Below are 18,572 nucleotides of genomic sequence, written 5' to 3' on the forward strand. Positions count from 1 at the left end.
GCGGCAATGAATATTGATTATCCAACACTAATACGTTACATCAGCCAGGTTGTCTGGCCGTTTGCACGTGTTGGCGGATTATTAATTGCTGTCCCAGTCTTTTCATCGGTGCTAATACCGACTCGAGTGAAGATTATTTTTCTTTTTGTTCTAAGCTGGATTTGTTCAACTTTAGTGCCTCCAGAGCTTAGTTTTCTTAATTTTAATGCCGCTTATCCCTTATACATTACCCAGGAAGTATTATTAGGCTTGTTGATGGGCTTTGTGTTGCAGCTGTCCTTCCAAGTATTTATTTTAGGCGGGCAAATTATTTCTATGCAAACAGGGATGGGGTTTGCAGTAATGGTGGATCCAGCCAGTAAGGCCAGTGTTCCTTTGGTTGGCCAGCTTTATTTAATGATGATGACCTTAATTTTTTTAGCCTTGAATGGACACTTACTTGTGGTCGAAACGCTAATGGATAGTTTTAGAACAATGCCTATAGGTAAGGCTTCAGTGAGTTCCAATATGTTATGGAATGTTATTACTTTTTCAGGATGGATGTTTAAAAAAGCATTGCTAATTTCTATTCCTGCTTTATTGTCTTTACTCATAGTTAGTTTATCATTTGGAGTTATGGCGCGTGCTGCGCCCCAGTTGAATATTTTCTCTTTAGGTTTTCCTATTACTTTGGTGATGGGAATTGTAGTGATTAAAATTGGCTTGCCTAGTGTGGCAGCTCAGATGACAGATATCATTGATGATGGAATACGATTTGTAGTAGGGATGTTACGTTAATGTCAGAACAAGAGAGCGATGAAAAAACCGAACAACCCTCGCCCAAACGACTTAAAGAAGCGCGTGAAAAAGGTCAGGTTGCTCGTTCGAAAGACTTTAATACTACCTTTGCTTTACTATTCACAGCAGTAGGTTTTTTGGTTTTCGGCAAACAGTTATCAACACAATTAGCATTGATGATGCGCGAGGCCTTTGAGTTTGATACGGAAGTGATTATTACGCCTGTAGTTAGTCTGGAGCGTTTGTTCTTTACGGCTAAAATGGGTGTTATGGCACTATTCCCTCTGCTGATTGTTATTTTCCTTGTTTCTTTAGCCGCACCTCTTTTAATGGGAGGCTGGGTATTTAGCGGTCAAGTTGTAAAACCAAAGTTTTCCCGCTTAAACGTATTGCAAGGTTTGAAGCGTATGGTTTCGCTCAAGAACTTTGTCGAAATGATTAAGTCCTTTTTTAAGTTTGTCTTAGTGGCCATCGTTGCAGTTGTCGTACTTAATCTGCAAGTTCCTATGTTGCTCGCCTTAGCGCATTCGCCTATTGAAATAGCAATTAGTACTGGTGCACTTATTGTTATCAAATCCTTTCTTTGGGTTTCTGCAAGTCTGCTTTTAATTGCTGCGGTGGATGTTCCTTTTCAATTGTATCAGCACAATAAAAGCTTGAAGATGACTAAACAGGAATTACGTGAAGAGTACAAAGATACTGAAGGAAAGCCAGAGGTTAAAAATGCCATTCGTCGTGCACAACAAGAAATTGCCAGAAGACGAATGATGGCGGAGCTGCCCAAAGCGAATGTTGTATTAACGAACCCAACTCATTATGCCGTAGCGTTGAGGTATAAGGAAAAGGGGAGTAAGGCACCGGTTGTAATTGCTAAAGGAAAAGATTTAGTCGCTTTTCAAATTAATGGGGTTGCTAAAGAGCATGACATTCCAATTATCTCTGTACCTCCCTTGGCACGAGCACTTTATTTCTCCACCAAATTGAATGCAGAAATTCCCAGAGGACTTTATGTTGCAGTAGCGCAAGTATTAGCTTACGTGTTTCAACTACGTGATAAAACACGTTATGACCATAAACCGGAAGTATTACAAAATGTGCCTATTCCACCTGAATTAGCGCGTGAGGAGGATGTTTAATGAGTAGTACTAAAAATGCCTGGCAACATGTTCAATTTTGGATGCGCCAAGGCCTAGGCACGCCGCTCATGTTGGTGATCATGCTTGGCATGATGATATTGCCCTTACCTCCCTTTTTACTGGATGTGTTTTTTACCTTTAATATCGCTTTATCATTAGTGGTTTTACTGGCCGTAATTTATAGTGAAAGGCCTTTGGATTTTGCAGTATTTCCTACGGTTATTTTGCTTGCTACCTTGCTTCGTTTAGCGCTAAATGTTGCCTCCACCCGTGTTGTTTTATTGAATGGACACAATGGGACAGATGCTGCCGGTCATGTGATTCAATCATTTGGAGAGGTGGTTATTGGTGGTAATTACACCGTTGGTTTAGTCGTGTTTATGATTTTGCTGGTGATTAACTTTGTGGTGGTCACCAAAGGTGCGGGGCGAGTTTCAGAAGTAAGCGCTCGTTTTACTTTGGATTCTTTGCCCGGAAAGCAAATGGCGATTGATGCGGATTTGAATGCTGGCCTAATTAATCAAGAACAAGCGATTAAGCGTCGTCTGGAAGTGGCTCAGGAGGCTGATTTTTATGGTTCAATGGATGGTGCGAGTAAATTCGTGCGTGGGGATGCTGTTGCGGGGATATTGATTCTCGTAGTTAATATTATTGGTGGTTTAATCATCGGTGTATTTCAACATAGCATGAGCATCTCGGATGCCTTACATAATTATATTTTGTTAACGATTGGTGATGGCTTGGTTGCGCAAGTACCTTCATTAGTTTTATCTACTGCAGCCGCAATTATTGTCACACGCGTTTCCAGTGCACAAAACATGGGGCATGCAGTTGTTTCGCAAGTTCTGGCTAATCCTCGTTCATTAATTATCGCTTCAGCGATTTTGGGTGTGATTGGTATTATTCCCGGAATGCCTCATGTTGCATTTATCCTCTTGTCCGTAGGCCTTGGAGGAATGGCTTATTTATTTGCACAGCAAGAAAAAGAAAAACACAAAAAGAAGGTGGTCAGAGAAAGCGATGCTCCTGCAGCTCAAAGCCCAAGTGTGTCAACCGAATTATCATGGGATGATGTAAACCCCGTTGATGTGATTAGTCTTGAAGTGGGTTATCGATTGATACCGCTGGTTGATAATTCTCAAGGTGGTGTGTTGTTGGCACGTATTAAAGGAATACGTAAGAAGATATCGCAAGAATTAGGCTTCTTAATTCCCTCGGTGCATGTGCGTGATAACTTGGATTTAAAACCCAACCAATATCGAATTAGCCTTGCGGGTGTAATCATGGGGGAGGCGATTATTCATCCCGATCGCTCTTTGGCAATTAACTCTGGACAAGTGTTTGGTGAGTTGGATGGAATAAAAGGCCGCGATCCGGCATTTGGTATGGAGGCGGTATGGATTACTGAAGCACAAAAAGAGCAGGCTCATACTCTAGGCTATACAGTGGTTGATGTCTCCACCGTAGTGGCCACACATTTAAGTCAAATCCTCGAACGTAATAGCCAACAGTTGCTTGGCTATGAAGAAACACAGCAATTGTTAGATAAACTGGCAATTTCCTCACCGAAGTTAGTGAAAGAGCTAGTACCAGATGGATTAACGTTAGGAATGGTGAATAAGGTTCTGCAAGGCTTGCTCACAGAACATATACCATTAACGGATATTCGCACGATTGTTGAAACCTTGGCTGAAATGGCGCCAAAGTCTAAGGATAGTGAATTTTTAATTAGCCAAGTACGCATTGCTTTATCTCGATTGATTACACAGAAAATAAGCGGTATGAATGAAGAGCTACCCATTATTACGTTAAAACCTGAGTTGGAACAATTACTGCAGAACACGATTCAAAGTGGTAATTCCAATGGCGTAAGTTTTGAGCCTGGTATGGCTGACAAAATACAACATTCTTTAGCGCAGCTAGCTATGCAACAGCAAGCAAAACAAGAAAGTTCAGTATTGGTCGTTCAACCAGGAATACGCTCTGTACTGGCTCGATTTGTACGTAATATTTCCCATGATTTCCATGTTTTGTCCTATCAGGAAATTCCTGATAATAAACAAATAAGAATCATTGGCACCGTGGGGTAAGTGATATAGAATTTTTGTAAACGGTTAGCCTATCTGCCTACTTTCCGCGTTGGATTGAGGTTAGGGGCTGACTTTTTATGATTTTTCATGTAACTATTTGTTTTATATAAAAAAATGGAAGTAGTACTTAATTTTTAATATTGACGATTGGGTACGCGTCATAGCAGGGGGAGCTTTATGAAATTAAAACGATTTGTCGCCGCAGATACACGAACAGCAATGCAGCAAATTAAGGCGACATTTGGTTCTGATGCAGTTATTTTATCCAGCAGTGATGTTGATGGTGGAGTTGAAATCGTCGCAGCGATTGATTTTGACGAAACGATTCTTTCAACAGAAGCTGCGGTTGCGTGTGCAGAACCACCAAGTCAAGTCGATAAATTCCAAACCCAAACACCATTTGATGATTTGCGTATGGAAATTCAAACTCTGCGTGGCATGCTTGAGGCTCAATTAAGAGGCGGAAGCGTAGGGGGAAGCACTGAACCTTTACATACAGTATTATTACAAAAGCTTTTGTATTTAGGTGTTAGCCCAACAACGGCGGCAGCTTGGACTCGTTCAGTTCGCCCTGATTTAAATCAACAACGCGCATGGCAAGCGGTTTTAACCCACATTACTGAGCAATTACCTATTCGTGATACACGTCGAATCGAAGAAGGCGGTATTTATGCATTTTTAGGGCCTACCGGTGTTGGTAAAACAACAACGCTCGCTAAGATTGGTGCTCGCTTTGCTCTGCGTTTCGGTGCAGATAAATTAGGTATGGTAACTATGGATACCTACCGTATGGCAGCACAAGAACAATTAATGCTTTATGGAAAAATTTTGGGTGTGCAAGTATGTCTTGCCAATGATGAAGTGTCTTTATCTCGAGTATTGCGCCAATTAAGTGATAAAAAACTTATTCTCATCGATACAGCAGGAATGAATCCTTCCGATGAGCGCGTCATTCGTCAAATGCAAATTCTAAGCAATCACATGCAATCCATTTCTAAGGTATTGGTTCTGCCGGCAACCAGTCATTACCAAGTGCTTGTTGATGCGATTCATCGCTATGAAACCAATTGTGTGGATCAATGTATTTTAACCAAACTGGATGAGGCCCAAGCAATTGGTGGTGCTTTAAGTGCTGCAATTGAAACAGGATTACGCATCAGTTATTTAACACATGGCCAACGCGTTCCAGAAGATATTAAATTAGCTACCCGCCATCAGCTTGTTGAATTATTTGCTCAGCAAGAACAGCAATTGTTCCCAGTAGAAGCGAACTACATGAGTAAAGAGCGACACCCTTCTGGGAGAGAATATTATGTTGAGAGTTAATGATATTATTGGCGATCAAGCTTCGGGCCTGAGAAGTTTATCTCGAGTTAAGCCAATGAACATCATCGCGGTTACGGCAGGTAAGGGTGGCGTGGGCAAAAGCAATGTTTCGGTGAATTTAGCCGTTGCATTGTCCCAGCTGAATAATAAAGTGATGCTCTTGGATGCTGATTTAGGCTTAGGAAACATCGATATTATGTTGGGTTTACATACCAAATATGATTTGTCGCATGTGATCCAAGGATCCTGCCAATTAAATGATGTGATTTTGCAAGGTCCCAACGGATTAAAAATAATTCCGGCAGCCTCTGGTACTGAGTTCATGGCGCAACTTGGTAGCCGACAGCATGCTGGGATTATTGATGCATTTAATCAGCTCACTGAAAACTTGGATTACCTGATTATCGATACTGCGGCAGGGATTTCAGATACGGTTTTAAGCTTTACTCGTTCTGCTCAGGAACTACTCGTAGTGGTTTGTGATGAACCCACTTCACTTACTGATGCTTATGCATTGATCAAAGTAATGAGTAAGCGTTATGGATGGCCCAATTTTCATATCGTAGCCAATATGGTTCGAAGAGAGAAAGATGGACGTGATTTATTTAATAAATTATTCCGAGTTTCCGAGCAATTTCTTGAGGTTAAGCTAGACTATTTAGGAGCGATACCGTTTGATGAGTATGTTCATAAAGCGGTTAAAAGTCAAAAACCTGTATTAATGGCTTATCCGGATTCCAATGCTGCGGCTTCTATAAGAGAAATTGCTGCAAGTGTAGCTAATTGGCCATTAACGTCTTTATTAGGTGGCAATACGAGTTTCTTTTTAGAGCGTTTAGTAATGGATGAAGTATAAATTTGAAGGGTAGTTTGCGATAAGGAGAGTGTCGTGGATGCTTTGGCTGCGTACAGCAAAGTAAATCAACAAATCCAGGAAACGCTGGTAAAGAATCATGCTTTGTTAGTGAAACGCATCGCCCATCATTTGTTGGGACGTTTACCGAGTAGTGTTCAGCTTGATGATTTAATTCAAGCTGGGATGCTGGGTTTGTTAGAAGCTACAAGACATTATGATTCCTCCAAAGGCGCTTCATTTGAAACTTATGCTGGAATTCGTATTAGAGGCTACATGCTTGATGAGGTTAGAAGGAATGATTGGGTCCCACGCTCAGTATACCGAAACTCAAGAATGATTTCTGAAGCAGTGAAGCATGTGGAACATCAACTTGGACGCGAGGCAAAAGATTTTGAAATTGCTGCAGAGCTTGGTATTCCGCTTAATGAATATCATGAAATGCTGCAAGACTCAGCCAGTAGCCACTTATATGGTTTTGAAGATTTAGGCGTTACGGATGATGCTTTGCAAGGAGAGGATCGACAAACCTCTACTGAACCCCATGCAAACGTGTTTCATAATGATTTAATGAGCCGTTTGTCAGAGGTGATAAAAGGGTTACCCCATAAAGAGCAAATGGTGCTGTCTTTGTATTATGAACACGATTTGAATTTGAAAGAAATTGGGGAGGTTCTAGGAGTAAGTGAATCACGCGTTTCACAAATTCTTAGTCAAGCAACACATCGTGTTAAATCACGATTACCGGAATAGTAGGGAATAGTAGAGCGTATGGATGCATTAACATTTATGGGTCTTGTGACCAGTTTTCTAGCCATCATTATTGGGCAAATGCTTGAAGGTGGTTCTCTTCAATCTTTATTGAACTTTTCTGCTTTACTTATTGTTCTTGGAGGTACAATTGGTGCGGTGCTTGTGCAGTCACCACTACATACCTTTAAGCGGGCAATAAAGATCTTACCCTGGATTTTTAAACCGCCCCATCTCGATTTCGAAGCGTGCAGAACGCGTATGTTTGAATTAGCGCGCAAGGCTCGCCAGCTTGGAATGCTCTCTCTTGAAGATCATTTGGAGGTAGAAAAAACACCACTGATTAATAAAGGGTTGGAGCTATTAGTTATTGGGGTGGATAAGCAGACGATTAGACAAGTTTTAGAAGCAGAGATTGATCGCATTGAATACAATAACTTACGCGCAGCCCACGTTTATGAAAGTATGGGGGGATATAGCCCAACTTTAGGAATTTTAGGTGCGGTACTTGGATTAATTCAGGTAATGCGTCATTTATCTCAGCCAAATGAACTGGGGGCGGGTATTGCGGTAGCTTTCGTTGCTACTGTATATGGTGTTGGCTTAGCAAACCTGGTTTTTCTTCCTATAGCAAATAAGTTAAGAGCCTGCATTGCGCGCCAGGTTCATTATGATGAAATGATTGTTGAAGGGATGGTTTCTATTGCCGCCAGTGAAAGTCCCGGCATTTTATTGTTAAAACTTAATAATTTTGGACAGCAGAAGAAAAATGAGATCAAGAAAATCAAAGCCTGAGGAACCTGTAGATCATCATCGTTGGGTTATCTCATACGCTGATTTTATTACCTTACTGTTTGCGTTTTTTGTGGTGATGTATGCTATTTCATCCGTGAATACCGCAAAGTACAAGTCACTTTCTGAAGGGATGAAAACAGCCTTTAGTAAAATGGATAAACCGCATGAAGAGCAGTCTAAAGAAGATCAAAAAAAGGGTCCCTACACGAAAAAAGTATACGGGCAATACCAAGATGGTTTGGATGAAATAAATCAATCTTTGTCTGAGTTGGAAGATAAAAATTACAAGATTAATCGGCAACAAGGTTGGATTGAGTTAGACATTAAATCAGGCGCTTTATTTGGTTCCGGAGATGTAGATTTGAAGGCAGATGCATTAGTGAAATTGATGCAACTTGCTGGAAAGCTTAAAAAATCGCATGCTATTGTTTCTATAGAAGGTTATACTGACAACATGCCAATAGAAACACCGCAGTATCCATCAAACTGGGAACTTTCAGCCGCTCGTGCGGCGGCAGTGGGTCGCATTTTAAACTCTTATGGTATTGATACGAGCCGCTTGATGGTAACAGGATATGGAGAGCAGTATCCTATGTCTGATAATGCTTCAGAGATAGGAAGGGCATTAAATCGCAGGGTAAGCATCATTATTGCTGTAGACAGAAATAGCAAACGTCTTCTTAATCCAGCATTAAATAAACAGGTGCATAGAGTCGTTGTAGGGAAATAAGGAAATAAAATGATAAATAGTATTATTATGAGTTTAAATGTAGGACTCTTCGTGTTATTTGGCAATTTTTTATGGGTCCAGCGCAAGAAAATGATGGCACTTGAAGAGCGTATGGAAAGCCTTTCTAAGTCTGTAGAACAAATTGCTAAAGATCATCCTGTTTTGATTCATGCCGATTTATTATTCTCGAAGCAACTTAAAGAATTAAACTCTCAATTAGTCAGTATGGACAGCCAAATCCAAGGTTTAGAAAATAAACGTGATAACGACGGTGGTTACCAGCATGCGATGAAAATCCTGGAAATGGGAGGTAATCGTGAAGAGATTGTTGATAGCTGCCATCTTTCTCATGCGGAAGCAGAATTTTTAATGAATTTGCAGGCATATCGTGCCGCGATGAAGACCGTTTAACTATCAAATCCTAGCCCGCGTTCGCGAACCGGAATGCGGGTACACCTTTATTACTCCCTGACCATAAGAATTACCTTGCGTGGGCTTTTTATCTTGCTGAAAAACAAAATAAGACAAATGGCTTGTTTGAGCGTTAAATGGTCTTTACTCCCATGAAGAATTAGGCTCTCCGTTTGAACTATTTGATAATGAGGAGCAATTTCTTCTCGATAAAGAAAAAGATTATTTAACAAATAATCAATTTTGTTATAGAAACAAGGCGTATTGTATATTTCCTAAAAACAAATATTACCCGTTTTTGACTGAGATGGTAATGATTTATTATTTTTCGAAAATGTTATGTAAATCTCCTAAAAAAGTATCGAAAACTTTTCAGAATGATTCTTTAATCAAGCGCTTTCATATGAAGCGGGGTTTGGCAAAATTTTATCAAGGTCATGATTCAGAGGGGGATTTAATTTATTTTTTGATTGCTAACCATGGTTTATTAGTTATGAAATATTTAAAGAAAAAGCATTTAACTATTTGTCTGCCTATATCATTTGAAAACAGTTTGATGTTTAATACGGCTGGTGCCATTGTTATTGATATTACTTATAATGAAGATTTCAATGCCTTTATTAATGATATTAAAAAAGAAGTTAGAAAACAAAAATATCAAGCATTAGCTTCTAATCATGTTCAACGGATTGTTTCTACCAAAACGCTTTCGCAATATGCTCGAGGTCTGGTTGATCTAACAGTTGATCAAAATAATTTTATTCAAGAAGAAGGATTAGTCAGTTCAAATTTGCCTGTTTTTAATGAATATGAGAGTGATGGTGTTTTTGTTGAGGCAAAATTATTATAATACTCTAATGGAACACTTAAGCGATTGACAGAATATGATTGGCCTTGTGGTTGTGGGAAATCAAAATAGCGTTCTAACCATTCAAATTCCTGGCTCATTTGTTTAAGTGCACTATAGATAGAAAAGCACTTTCGCGGTAGAATGCGAAGTTAATTTTTTAAATGAGACACTTATGTTAGAAGTAAACCAAATTAACCTTAATCTGGTAGATCTGGATAAGCGAGTGGAAGCGCTTAGGGGGTATCTTTGACTTTGACGCCAAGCGCGAGCGTTTAGAGGAAGTAGTTCGAGAACTGGAATCATCTTCAGTATGGGATAATCCTGAAGTCGCCCAAGCTTTAGGCCGAGAACGCACCCAACTTGAAAATATTGTTTTGACATTAACCGAGTTAGGTCAATCCATCACTGATGCAATAGAATTATTTGAATTGGCTCGAGAAGAAAATGACGAGCAATCGATTAATGAGATAGGACTCGAAGTACAAACTATTGAACAAAAAGTTGCTGATTTAGAATTCAGGCGTATGTTCTCTGGAAAGATGGACTCCTGTAATGCCTATTTAGATATTCAATCGGGTTCCGGTGGTACTGAGGCTCAGGATTGGGCGGAAATGTTATTGCGTATGTATTTACGCTGGGGTGAGCAACATGGCTTTACTACAGAACTCATAGAATGTTCACCCGGAGATGTTGCGGGAATCAAAAGTGCCACGATTTATTTTAGTGGCGAATACGCTTTTGGCTGGTTGCGCACTGAAAGTGGGGTGCATCGTTTGGTTCGTAAGTCACCGTTTGACTCTGGAAACCGAAGGCATACCTCTTTTGCTGCGGTATTTCTTTCTCCAGAAATTGCGGATGATATTGAAATAGAAATCAATCCTGCTGATTTACGGATTGATACTTACCGTGCTTCAGGTGCCGGTGGTCAGCACGTAAACCGAACAGATTCTGCGGTACGTATAACCCATGCCCCAAGCGGCATTGTGGTGCAATGTCAGAATGATCGTAGTCAGCATCGCAATAAAGACCAAGCAATGAAGCAATTGCGCGCTAAATTGTATGAATTGGAAATGCAAAAGAAAAACGCTGAGCAACAAGCTTTGGAAGCCAGCAAATCAGATATAGGTTGGGGATCACAAATACGATCTTACGTATTGGATCAATCCCGTATTAAAGATCTACGGACCGGTGTGGAAACAAGCAATACGCAAGCCGTATTGGATGGTGCCTTAGATCAATTTATCGAAGCCAGTTTAAAGGCAGGAGTAGGTGCAGCATGACAGATGAGCAACAAGTAGAACATTTAGATGAGAGCGAAGTCTATCTTATCCGTAAGCAGAAATTAGCAGACTTACGTACAGCAGGATTTAATTTTCCAAATGAGTTTCGCCGTGAGCATTTAGCTGCTGATTTAATTAAAGATTATGTTGAATCAGAAAAGGAAATGCTTGCAGAACAGCATGTTAAAGTCGCAGTTGCGGGACGAATTGTGTTAAGACGTGTTATGGGAAAAGCTAGCTTTTTCCACATTCAGGATGTTTCTGGCCGTATTCAAATTTACATTAGAGCCAATGATCTTCCTGAGGTATACGAACAATTCAAGCATTGGGACCTAGGTGATATTGTTGGCGTTCGTGGAGAGTTATTTAAAACGAATACCGGTGAATTGACCGTAAACGCAGAACATGTTGAATTATTGACTAAATCCTTAAGACCATTGCCAGATAAGTTTCATGGCTTGGCGGATCAGGAAGTTAAATATCGTAAACGCTACGTTGACTTAATCGCAAATGAAGATAGCCGTGCTACCTTCTTGGCTCGTTCACGCCTTATTCAAGCTTTTAGACAGTTTATGGATAAAAATCAGTTTCTTGAAGTGGAAACTCCCATGATGCATCCTATTCCTGGTGGAGCTGTTGCACGTCCATTTATTACGCATCACAACAGTCTTGATATGACCATGTATTTGCGTATTGCTCCAGAGTTATACTTAAAGCGTCTGGTGGTGGGGGGGTTTGAGCGTGTTTATGAAATTAACCGTAACTTCCGTAATGAAGGGCTTTCTACGCGTCATAACCCTGAGTTTACCATGGTTGAGTTTTATCAGGCATATGCTGATTATAATGATTTGATGAACTTTACCGAGCAATTATTACAGTATTTATGTGATGCGGTGGTTGGTTCACGTCAGATTGATTATCAGGAGCAAATGATTGATTTTAATAAGCCATTTGCACGGATGACGGTAAAAGAAGCGATTTTGCATTACCATCCAGAAATTAATGCACAACAATTAGAAAGTGTTGAGTTTTGCCGTAAGCAACTCGAGGCAAAAGGTTTCGCGTACAAAGAAACCGATCGTTTAGGCAAACTGCAAATGATTCTGTTTGAAGAAACCGTAGAGCATCAACTGTTTCAACCTACATTTATTACGGCATATCCTACAGAAATTTCACCTTTGGCACGTCGTAATGATCAGGACTCTGAAGTTACCGATCGTTTTGAGTTCTTTATTGCTGGCCGAGAAATTGCGAATGGATTTTCTGAGTTAAATGATGCCGAAGATCAAGCAGAACGTTTCCGTAAGCAAGTAGAGGAAAAAGATGCTGGGGATATGGAAGCAATGCATTATGATAGCGATTACATTGAAGCCCTTGAATATGGATTACCACCAACGGCAGGAGAGGGTATAGGAATTGATAGATTGGTCATGCTATTTACCAATTCGCAATCAATTCGCGATGTAATTTTATTCCCGCATTTACGCCAATAGTAAATCGTTTTGTTGTAGTCTGGTTGCTTGCAACCAGGATCCCTGAAGTACGTCCTCCTGAACGAAAGCACTGCGTGTCACGTTCAGGAGGCTAATGCCTAATCTTAATTTGTTCTAATAACAGGTGAGCAATGTTAGTTAACGAGTTCCACAAAGCAATTACATACATTAGAGAAACTCAAGAAGTTGCGTTATTTTCAACCATGGCTGATGCTCGATGGTACTCTGCTTTTGGTGGGTCTCCTTTATTCTTTATTATGCTGCCTTTTATTGGGATTTTATTAACTCTTAACGCATTAATAAATGCTTATAAATTTACCAAGGCTAATAATAAAAATCTGGATCAGTGGTTTAACTTGATCACTTCTGCAACTTGCGCTGTTTTAGCGAGTATCTCTCTTTATGGTGCGGTACTATCAGCCTTTATGGGCCTTAGTTTTGCTGCAGGGCCATGGTTCTTTTTAAGTAGTCTAAGTGTGGGTTTTACTCATCAAACAGTAATGATGAGCATTAATTTTTATCGAGCTTATGAATCATGGGATGACCGTAGCCTGCGTATGCACCATGTTCAGGCGGCACTCAATAATTTATTTATACTTGGATTACTTTCTGCCGCAGTGGGCTCTGTTTTTTTTATTATGCTTTTTCCTTCTGTAGCGCCCACTTTAGGTATGGCATGTGCAATGTCTGCGGCAGCATTTACTCTATTTGATATGATGTGGCGCACATTTCCTCACAATGGAAAACTATGGATTAAAGGTGCGCTTCATTTAGGAAAATCTGAGTTATTTCAGAATAGTATGCACGCTCAGATGGCACAGGCGTTAAGACTGGGAGATGAAGATGCTCAGGAAATAAATCCTAATCATCACAGATTATTTACTCGATTTGCATACTGCAATGAAGTGAAATGCATGACCGTTGAGCAGGCTAGCAGCTACCTCACACGAATAATTCAAAGAAAAATCAATGCCTATGGAGATGAAGCTATTGTTCCTCATGATGCGAAAACCAAAGATAAAATAACTGTATTAAATAAATTAATTACAGTTATTACTAATAAAGATGATGCTTTATTATCCAAAGATACTCTGATTACGCAATTTCCCTTAGCCTTTCAAAGTTTCTGGGTTGAAAAAGGGGATGTAGAGCAACTTTGTGATGCAGTGAGCGAACTTCAGGAAAAGCTTAAATATGCACCAAATGCTGACCTTGACCTGGATGGAGCACAGCTGGAATTAAGTGCCATAGTTCAAACATTTTAAGAAAACACGAAGGCGGTATTCAATATAGTGTAATCCCAGATCGAAGCACAGAACCCATGAGTTCAACGCACAGGTCAGAGGGATTTACCGCATTTTGCAATGACGGCTTTTAATAATGGCTCATATGATCTGTCTAATTAAAGCCTAATCATGTTTGAACTTTTGATAAGGATTAAATTTTTCAAGAACATCAGTCCATGCTTGTTCTTCTGATTCATTTTTGTAAATTTCTTTAGCAGTTTTATTGTTTTTGTAAGACTTAAAATGTTCTGGTTTAATCGGTTTTTCGTTAATCTTACTGACACGATCTACAGCGTATGGCTGAGGATTTTGATAGCTTTTCATGGGTGTATCCTCCTGCATAACTACTGGTGGACAACAAAAAATGTATCTTTACTAAGTATAGACAAAAATTGATCAAATAGCTTTCGGGACGCTTTTCCAATTACTTGTTCAGTAACAATTGTATCTGCAAAAGCCATTGTGCCTAGTTGAGCTAACAATAATCCTATAAGAAGTTTTTTCATTTTATCCTCTCCTTAGATAAGTCTCACTCTTATATAATTATAGTTCGGATATCGACCAAATGGTGCGCTGCGACATTATTGCCGTATGGATAAATGCGCCTGGAACTCCATGCATTGTACATAATAAATTGACCCTGAGCACCCAGGGAGTATAATGAATACTCCCTATAGCTTTTTCTTTGGTAGTTTTTATATATGCTAACCCACGCTATGGCGGCAGCAGCTTGTCCTGTGGTGCTCCAGAGCTTTTTGAAAACGCCGGATGTTGTTGATAAACTGGCTTTTCTTAATATGCCTTCAGAGGTTATTGTTAACTTAATTGATGAGTTACGCAATGAATCTCTTTATTGGGCTGTCAAAATTTTGCTTTCTCGGAATCAAGATGATGATCTTCGTTGGCAAATCCAAAGTTTAAAAAAATTAATTAAAGCTAAAAGACACGGAAATGAACGCTTGTTTTTTTGTAAAACCCATAATATCAATCATCTTGATGAATTAATTAGGGAATACATTAAAGACAAGACAGGAGAAGCCCATCTCTATGGTCTAGTTTTTTTGCTTATAGGCTCTAACCTTTATTTACCTGATGAATTAGCACGCCATTTATTAGTAATCCATCATGCGAACCACTGGATCCCGCTTTTGACCGATGAGCAGCGGCTCGCAAGTTTTAATGAGCTGTTAAATAATGCGGATACCCATAAAAAATACATTAATTTGATGCCGTTTTTAAGTATTCATAAAGAACAGGTTAACGGTGAAATAAAAAACATAATCGATGATATCTGCGAAAAGTATCCGCCTTTTTCTTCTGGCAACTTAAAAGGCAAAGAGCTTGATGTGGAAGATAATCTCACCATATTACAAATTTTACCGGTATTGATTCTTTGCCTTAATGATAAGAGGCATCAAGAATTAATTGATATCATTCTTCCAAAACTAAATGATGATACTTCTTCTATTCGCAAATCCATACTAAAAATTATTTCTGTATGTATTCCTTATTTTAATGATAAGAATAGGGAGTTGATGTTTGCTGCCATACGATCTAAATTAAATGACAAAGAGCCAAAAGTTCGTTTTGTAGCACAACAAATTGTTAGTGAGCATCTATCTCAACATGAGAGTAGCCTGCAAACAGTTGATGCTGTTTGGGAGTTATCGAATGGAATAAATAGCATTTATGAAAATGCGTTTCCTTTAGCTACTGTGCGCCCAGCTTATTTTGATGATGCTCAGCACCAAAAAGTAAGTGAATTGATTGTATTGAAGTTGGATGATAAAAATTGGCTTATTGGTGAAGAGGCTTTAAAAATTATATCCACCTGTATGCCTTATTTAGATAATGCATGTTGTGATGTGGTAATTCGCGCACTTTTTCTTAAATTAAGCATTGATGATTCGAAGATAAGCCTGGCAGTCTTAAAAATTATTTCTGCATGTATTCATTATTTCAATAGGGAACAATGTTCAGATGTATTTAATGCGGTTCTCCTTAATCTGAATAGTACCAATGGGCGAGTACGCAAAGTTGTTCTAGAAATTATTGGGATATGTATTCCTCATTTGAGTGATGAGAAGCGTGAAGAAGCTTTTAATGTTATTTTTGCTAATTTAAATGATATTAATTGGATCGTTCGTGATGCGATATTGCAGGCGATGCTTCAGTTGATGCCTTATATTAATAATGAGCAACATCGCCAGGTACTCGACATTATTTTACCTTATTTGGAGGATAACGATTGGAGCCATCGTTATATGATATTGCAAGCAATGCTGTCGCTTATATCGTACCTCAACGATGAAAATCACCAACAGGCACTTAATGCAATTATTCCTAGGGTAAATGATAATCACTCTATTGTTCGTGGCATGGCGTTGCAAGTGATTACCCCCTTGATACCAAGCTTAGATGAAAAAAATCACCAGCGAATTTTTGAGCTGATTCTGCCCATGGTTAATGATAAAAGCTCTTTTGTGAACAATATGGCTCGTAAGACGATTATTAAATTCATGCCTTATCTTACTGAGCATTCACAGCTGTTGGTTCTTGGGCAAATGCTCTTAAAAATACATGACAAAGACCCTGCTATTTGTGCGGTTGCTTTACAAGATTGTATTGGCTGTATCCCCTATTTTAACGAGGCGCGACGTAACGAAGTATTGAATGCTTCTCTTGGCTTGCTTGCACCGGCTCCTTTAGAAATTAAGCGTGCGGTACTACAAGTACTTATGGCATGTATACCTTATATCTCTGATGTCGAACGCGAAGAGTTAATTCCTACTGTTTTCTTAAAATTGAATGATGAGTGCTGGGAGCTTAGTGAAGAGACCATTAGGATGGTGCTTACTTGCAGTTTATATCTTAATGATGAACAACGGGCGTTGCTCTCAAACCAATTGGCTTCTTATTTTAATCAATATTCTTTAAGCATGTGGTGGGATGAACTTGTTTTCATGTAATTGGAGAGTGAACTTGTTGAGGAAGAGGTTTAGCCAGCAACTTGTGGATCTATTTCGAGTACCGCACTTCAATAAAACACCCGATTACCGAAGCCACGCCGCGGTAATTCGGGGTTCCAAAAAGCCAAATATAATTAGGCTACATTCCCGAATAATTAGGACCGCCGCCTCCCTCAGGAGCATGCCATACGATATTTTGTCGCGGATCTTTAATATCACAGCTTTTACAATGAATACAGTTTTGGGCATTAATTTGTAATCGTGGCCCATCTTCATATTCAACAAGTTCGTAAACCCCTGCAGGACAGTATCTACTTTCAGGAGATGCATATTTTTTTAGATTCACATCAATTGCCAGTTGAGGTTTTTTTAATTCAAGATGGCAGGGCTGATCTTCTTCATGAAATGTACCTGATAAAAACACCGAGGATAATCTATCAAAAGTAAGAACATTATCTGGTTTAGGATAATCAATTTTTTTAGCCTTCTTAGCTAATTTTAAGCTCTTGTAATCGGCATGATTAGTTAGAGTCCAAGGTGATTTTCCATTCGTGATATAGGTTTCAATAGCGGCATTAATTAACCCGGGAATTAACCCATATTTAAAACCAGGTCTTATATTGCGTACAGAATATAATTCTTGTTCTAACCATGAGTTCTTTACTTTTTCAGGATAGCTGGTTAATCCAATTGGTGCTGCTTCAGTTTGTTTTAATGCCTCAAAACAGGCTTCTGCGGCGAGCATTCCTGATTTCATCGCCATATGAATACCTTTAATTTTGGGAACATTAAGGAAGCCTGCTGCATCACCAATTAACGCTCCGCCTGGGAAGGTCAATTTAGGCAGGGATTGCCATCCGCCTTCATTTAAAGCACGTGCTCCATAACTAATACGTTCCCCTCCAGCTAATAGTGGACTCACCATTGGATGAGTCTTAAAGCGCTGAAATTCAGAAAAGGGGCTGAGCCATGGATTTTTATAATCCAAACCGACAACAAAACCAATAGCCACCCGTTGCTTGGACAAGTGATAAATAAAGGAGCCACCATAGGTGGAATAATCCATGGGCCAACCTACGGTATGGATAACTTTACCTGGCTCATGTTTCTCAGCACTGACCTGCCAAATTTCTTTAATTCCTAAACCATAAGTTTGTGGGTTTGATTTGTCTCTTAAATGATAGCGAGCCATCAATTTTTGGCTTAATTGGCCGCGACAGCCTTCAGCTAATAAGGTGTGTTTTGCAAGCAAATGCATTCCTGCTTGGAAATGCTCTGTTTTTTCATTATTTTTATTAATGCCAACACTACCTGTTTCCACACCAATAACCTGATTTTTATCATTATAAAGAGCTTTTACTGCAGCAAAACCAGGATAAATTTCACAACCCAAGGCTTCAGCTTGTGCTGCAAGAAAGGTACAGAGCTCACCCAAGCTAATAATGTAATTTCCCTCATTGTTCATTGGTTTTGGAGTAGGAAGCTTATAGGAGCTTTGTTGGGTTAGAAAATAAAATAGATCTTCACTCACCGGAGTATCCAGTGGTGCATCTTGCCAAGTATCAGGTAGAAGCTCTTGTAGACTTTTAGGTTCTAGTACTGCTCCTGAAAGGATATGAGAACCAACTTGAGATCCTTTTTCCAAAATACAAACAGAAAGCTCTTGTTGCGCGGCTAAGGCTAATTGTTTTAGTTTTATCGCGGCAGATAATCCCGATGGTCCTGCACCGACGATAAGTACATCAAATTCCATAGTTTCGTATTCCACGCGCGCTCCTACGTACAAAAAAGTAAAATAATCGCCTTTATAGGGTTTAATATCAAGA

General features: G+C 39.5%; 17 protein-coding genes. 14 read left to right on the forward strand and 3 right to left on the reverse strand.

The genetic code is table 11. The features are described from left to right. Positions 1-6: 6 nt before the first annotated feature. From fliR to ACQY7T_RS04900, 13 genes are all read left to right on the forward strand, one after another. Positions 7-777, forward strand: a complete 771-nt coding sequence (gene fliR / locus ACQY7T_RS04840) for a flagellar biosynthetic protein FliR (protein ID WP_428411577.1) — start codon at positions 7-9, stop codon at positions 775-777. After that, a complete protein-coding gene (gene flhB, locus ACQY7T_RS04845; RefSeq protein WP_428411579.1) occupies positions 777-1,913 on the forward strand; it encodes a flagellar biosynthesis protein FlhB in 1,137 nt (378 codons plus the stop codon). The genes fliR and flhB overlap by 1 nt, the downstream gene beginning before the upstream one ends. Continuing rightward, complete coding sequence (flhA, locus tag ACQY7T_RS04850; RefSeq protein ID WP_428411580.1) at positions 1,913-4,003, forward strand: flagellar biosynthesis protein FlhA; 2,091 nt, start codon at positions 1,913-1,915, stop codon at positions 4,001-4,003. Before flhB ends, flhA begins: the two co-directional genes overlap by 1 nt. A 177-nt stretch (positions 4,004-4,180) precedes the next feature. Next, positions 4,181-5,329: a flagellar biosynthesis protein FlhF gene (flhF, locus tag ACQY7T_RS04855; protein WP_428411582.1), complete on the forward strand. Its 1,149-nt coding sequence runs from the start codon at positions 4,181-4,183 to the stop codon at positions 5,327-5,329. Beyond that, entirely contained in the window at positions 5,316-6,185 is an 870-nt protein-coding gene (locus tag ACQY7T_RS04860) for a MinD/ParA family protein (RefSeq protein WP_428411583.1), read from the forward strand. Before flhF ends, ACQY7T_RS04860 begins: the two co-directional genes overlap by 14 nt. A 33-nt stretch (positions 6,186-6,218) precedes the next feature. Next, entirely contained in the window at positions 6,219-6,935 is a 717-nt protein-coding gene (locus ACQY7T_RS04865; protein WP_428411584.1) for an RNA polymerase sigma factor FliA, read from the forward strand. 18 nt (positions 6,936-6,953) lie between these two features. Then, complete coding sequence (locus ACQY7T_RS04870; RefSeq protein WP_428411585.1) at positions 6,954-7,727, forward strand: flagellar motor protein; 774 nt, start codon at positions 6,954-6,956, stop codon at positions 7,725-7,727. Next, positions 7,702-8,457, forward strand: coding sequence for a flagellar motor protein MotB (locus ACQY7T_RS04875; RefSeq protein ID WP_428411587.1), 756 nt, complete (start codon positions 7,702-7,704; stop codon positions 8,455-8,457). Before ACQY7T_RS04870 ends, ACQY7T_RS04875 begins: the two co-directional genes overlap by 26 nt. Positions 8,458-8,469: 12 nt before the next feature. Then, positions 8,470-8,868 (forward strand): DUF2802 domain-containing protein, encoded by a 399-nt coding sequence (locus ACQY7T_RS04880; protein WP_428411723.1) that lies wholly within the window; start codon positions 8,470-8,472, stop codon positions 8,866-8,868. Between the two features lie 313 nt (positions 8,869-9,181). After that, positions 9,182-9,718, forward strand: coding sequence for a hypothetical protein (locus ACQY7T_RS04885; protein ID WP_428411589.1), 537 nt, complete (start codon positions 9,182-9,184; stop codon positions 9,716-9,718). Positions 9,719-9,890: 172 nt separating this feature from the next. Further along, positions 9,891-10,998 (forward strand): peptide chain release factor 2 gene (gene prfB, locus ACQY7T_RS04890; RefSeq protein WP_428411591.1). Its coding sequence is split into 2 segments (ribosomal slippage): positions 9,891-9,965 and positions 9,967-10,998, totalling 1,107 coding nucleotides; the frame shifts between segments, so codons are not numbered across the junction. Next, a complete protein-coding gene (gene lysS, locus ACQY7T_RS04895; RefSeq protein WP_428411593.1) occupies positions 10,995-12,491 on the forward strand; it encodes a lysine--tRNA ligase in 1,497 nt (498 codons plus the stop codon). Before prfB ends, lysS begins: the two co-directional genes overlap by 4 nt. A 131-nt stretch (positions 12,492-12,622) precedes the next feature. Beyond that, positions 12,623-13,756 carry a hypothetical protein gene (locus ACQY7T_RS04900; protein ID WP_428411595.1) on the forward strand — a complete coding sequence of 378 codons (1,134 nt, stop codon included), beginning with the start codon at positions 12,623-12,625 and terminating at the stop codon, positions 13,754-13,756. Positions 13,757-13,900: 144 nt separating this feature from the next. On the opposite strand, the gene ACQY7T_RS04905 is transcribed toward ACQY7T_RS04900, so the two are convergent. Both ACQY7T_RS04905 and ACQY7T_RS04910 read right to left on the reverse strand, forming a co-directional pair. Then, positions 13,901-14,101, reverse strand: a complete 201-nt coding sequence (locus ACQY7T_RS04905) for a hypothetical protein (protein ID WP_428411597.1) — start codon at positions 14,099-14,101, stop codon at positions 13,901-13,903. A gap of 20 nt (positions 14,102-14,121) precedes the next feature. Then, a complete protein-coding gene (locus ACQY7T_RS04910; protein ID WP_428411599.1) occupies positions 14,122-14,283 on the reverse strand; it encodes a hypothetical protein in 162 nt (53 codons plus the stop codon). Positions 14,284-14,478: 195 nt separating this feature from the next. On the opposite strand from ACQY7T_RS04910, the gene ACQY7T_RS04915 reads away from it, so the two are divergent. Next, positions 14,479-16,746 carry a HEAT repeat domain-containing protein gene (locus ACQY7T_RS04915; protein WP_428411601.1) on the forward strand — a complete coding sequence of 756 codons (2,268 nt, stop codon included), beginning with the start codon at positions 14,479-14,481 and terminating at the stop codon, positions 16,744-16,746. A 139-nt stretch (positions 16,747-16,885) separates the two neighbouring features. Here the strand turns inward: ACQY7T_RS04915 and ACQY7T_RS04920 are convergent, their stop codons facing one another. Beyond that, complete coding sequence (locus tag ACQY7T_RS04920) at positions 16,886-18,514, reverse strand: electron transfer flavoprotein-ubiquinone oxidoreductase (protein WP_428411603.1); 1,629 nt, start codon at positions 18,512-18,514, stop codon at positions 16,886-16,888. Positions 18,515-18,572 lie beyond the last annotated feature (58 nt).

It is taken from the genome of Legionella sp., from assembly GCF_965140895.1.
GTDB lineage: Bacteria > Pseudomonadota > Gammaproteobacteria > Legionellales > Legionellaceae > Legionella.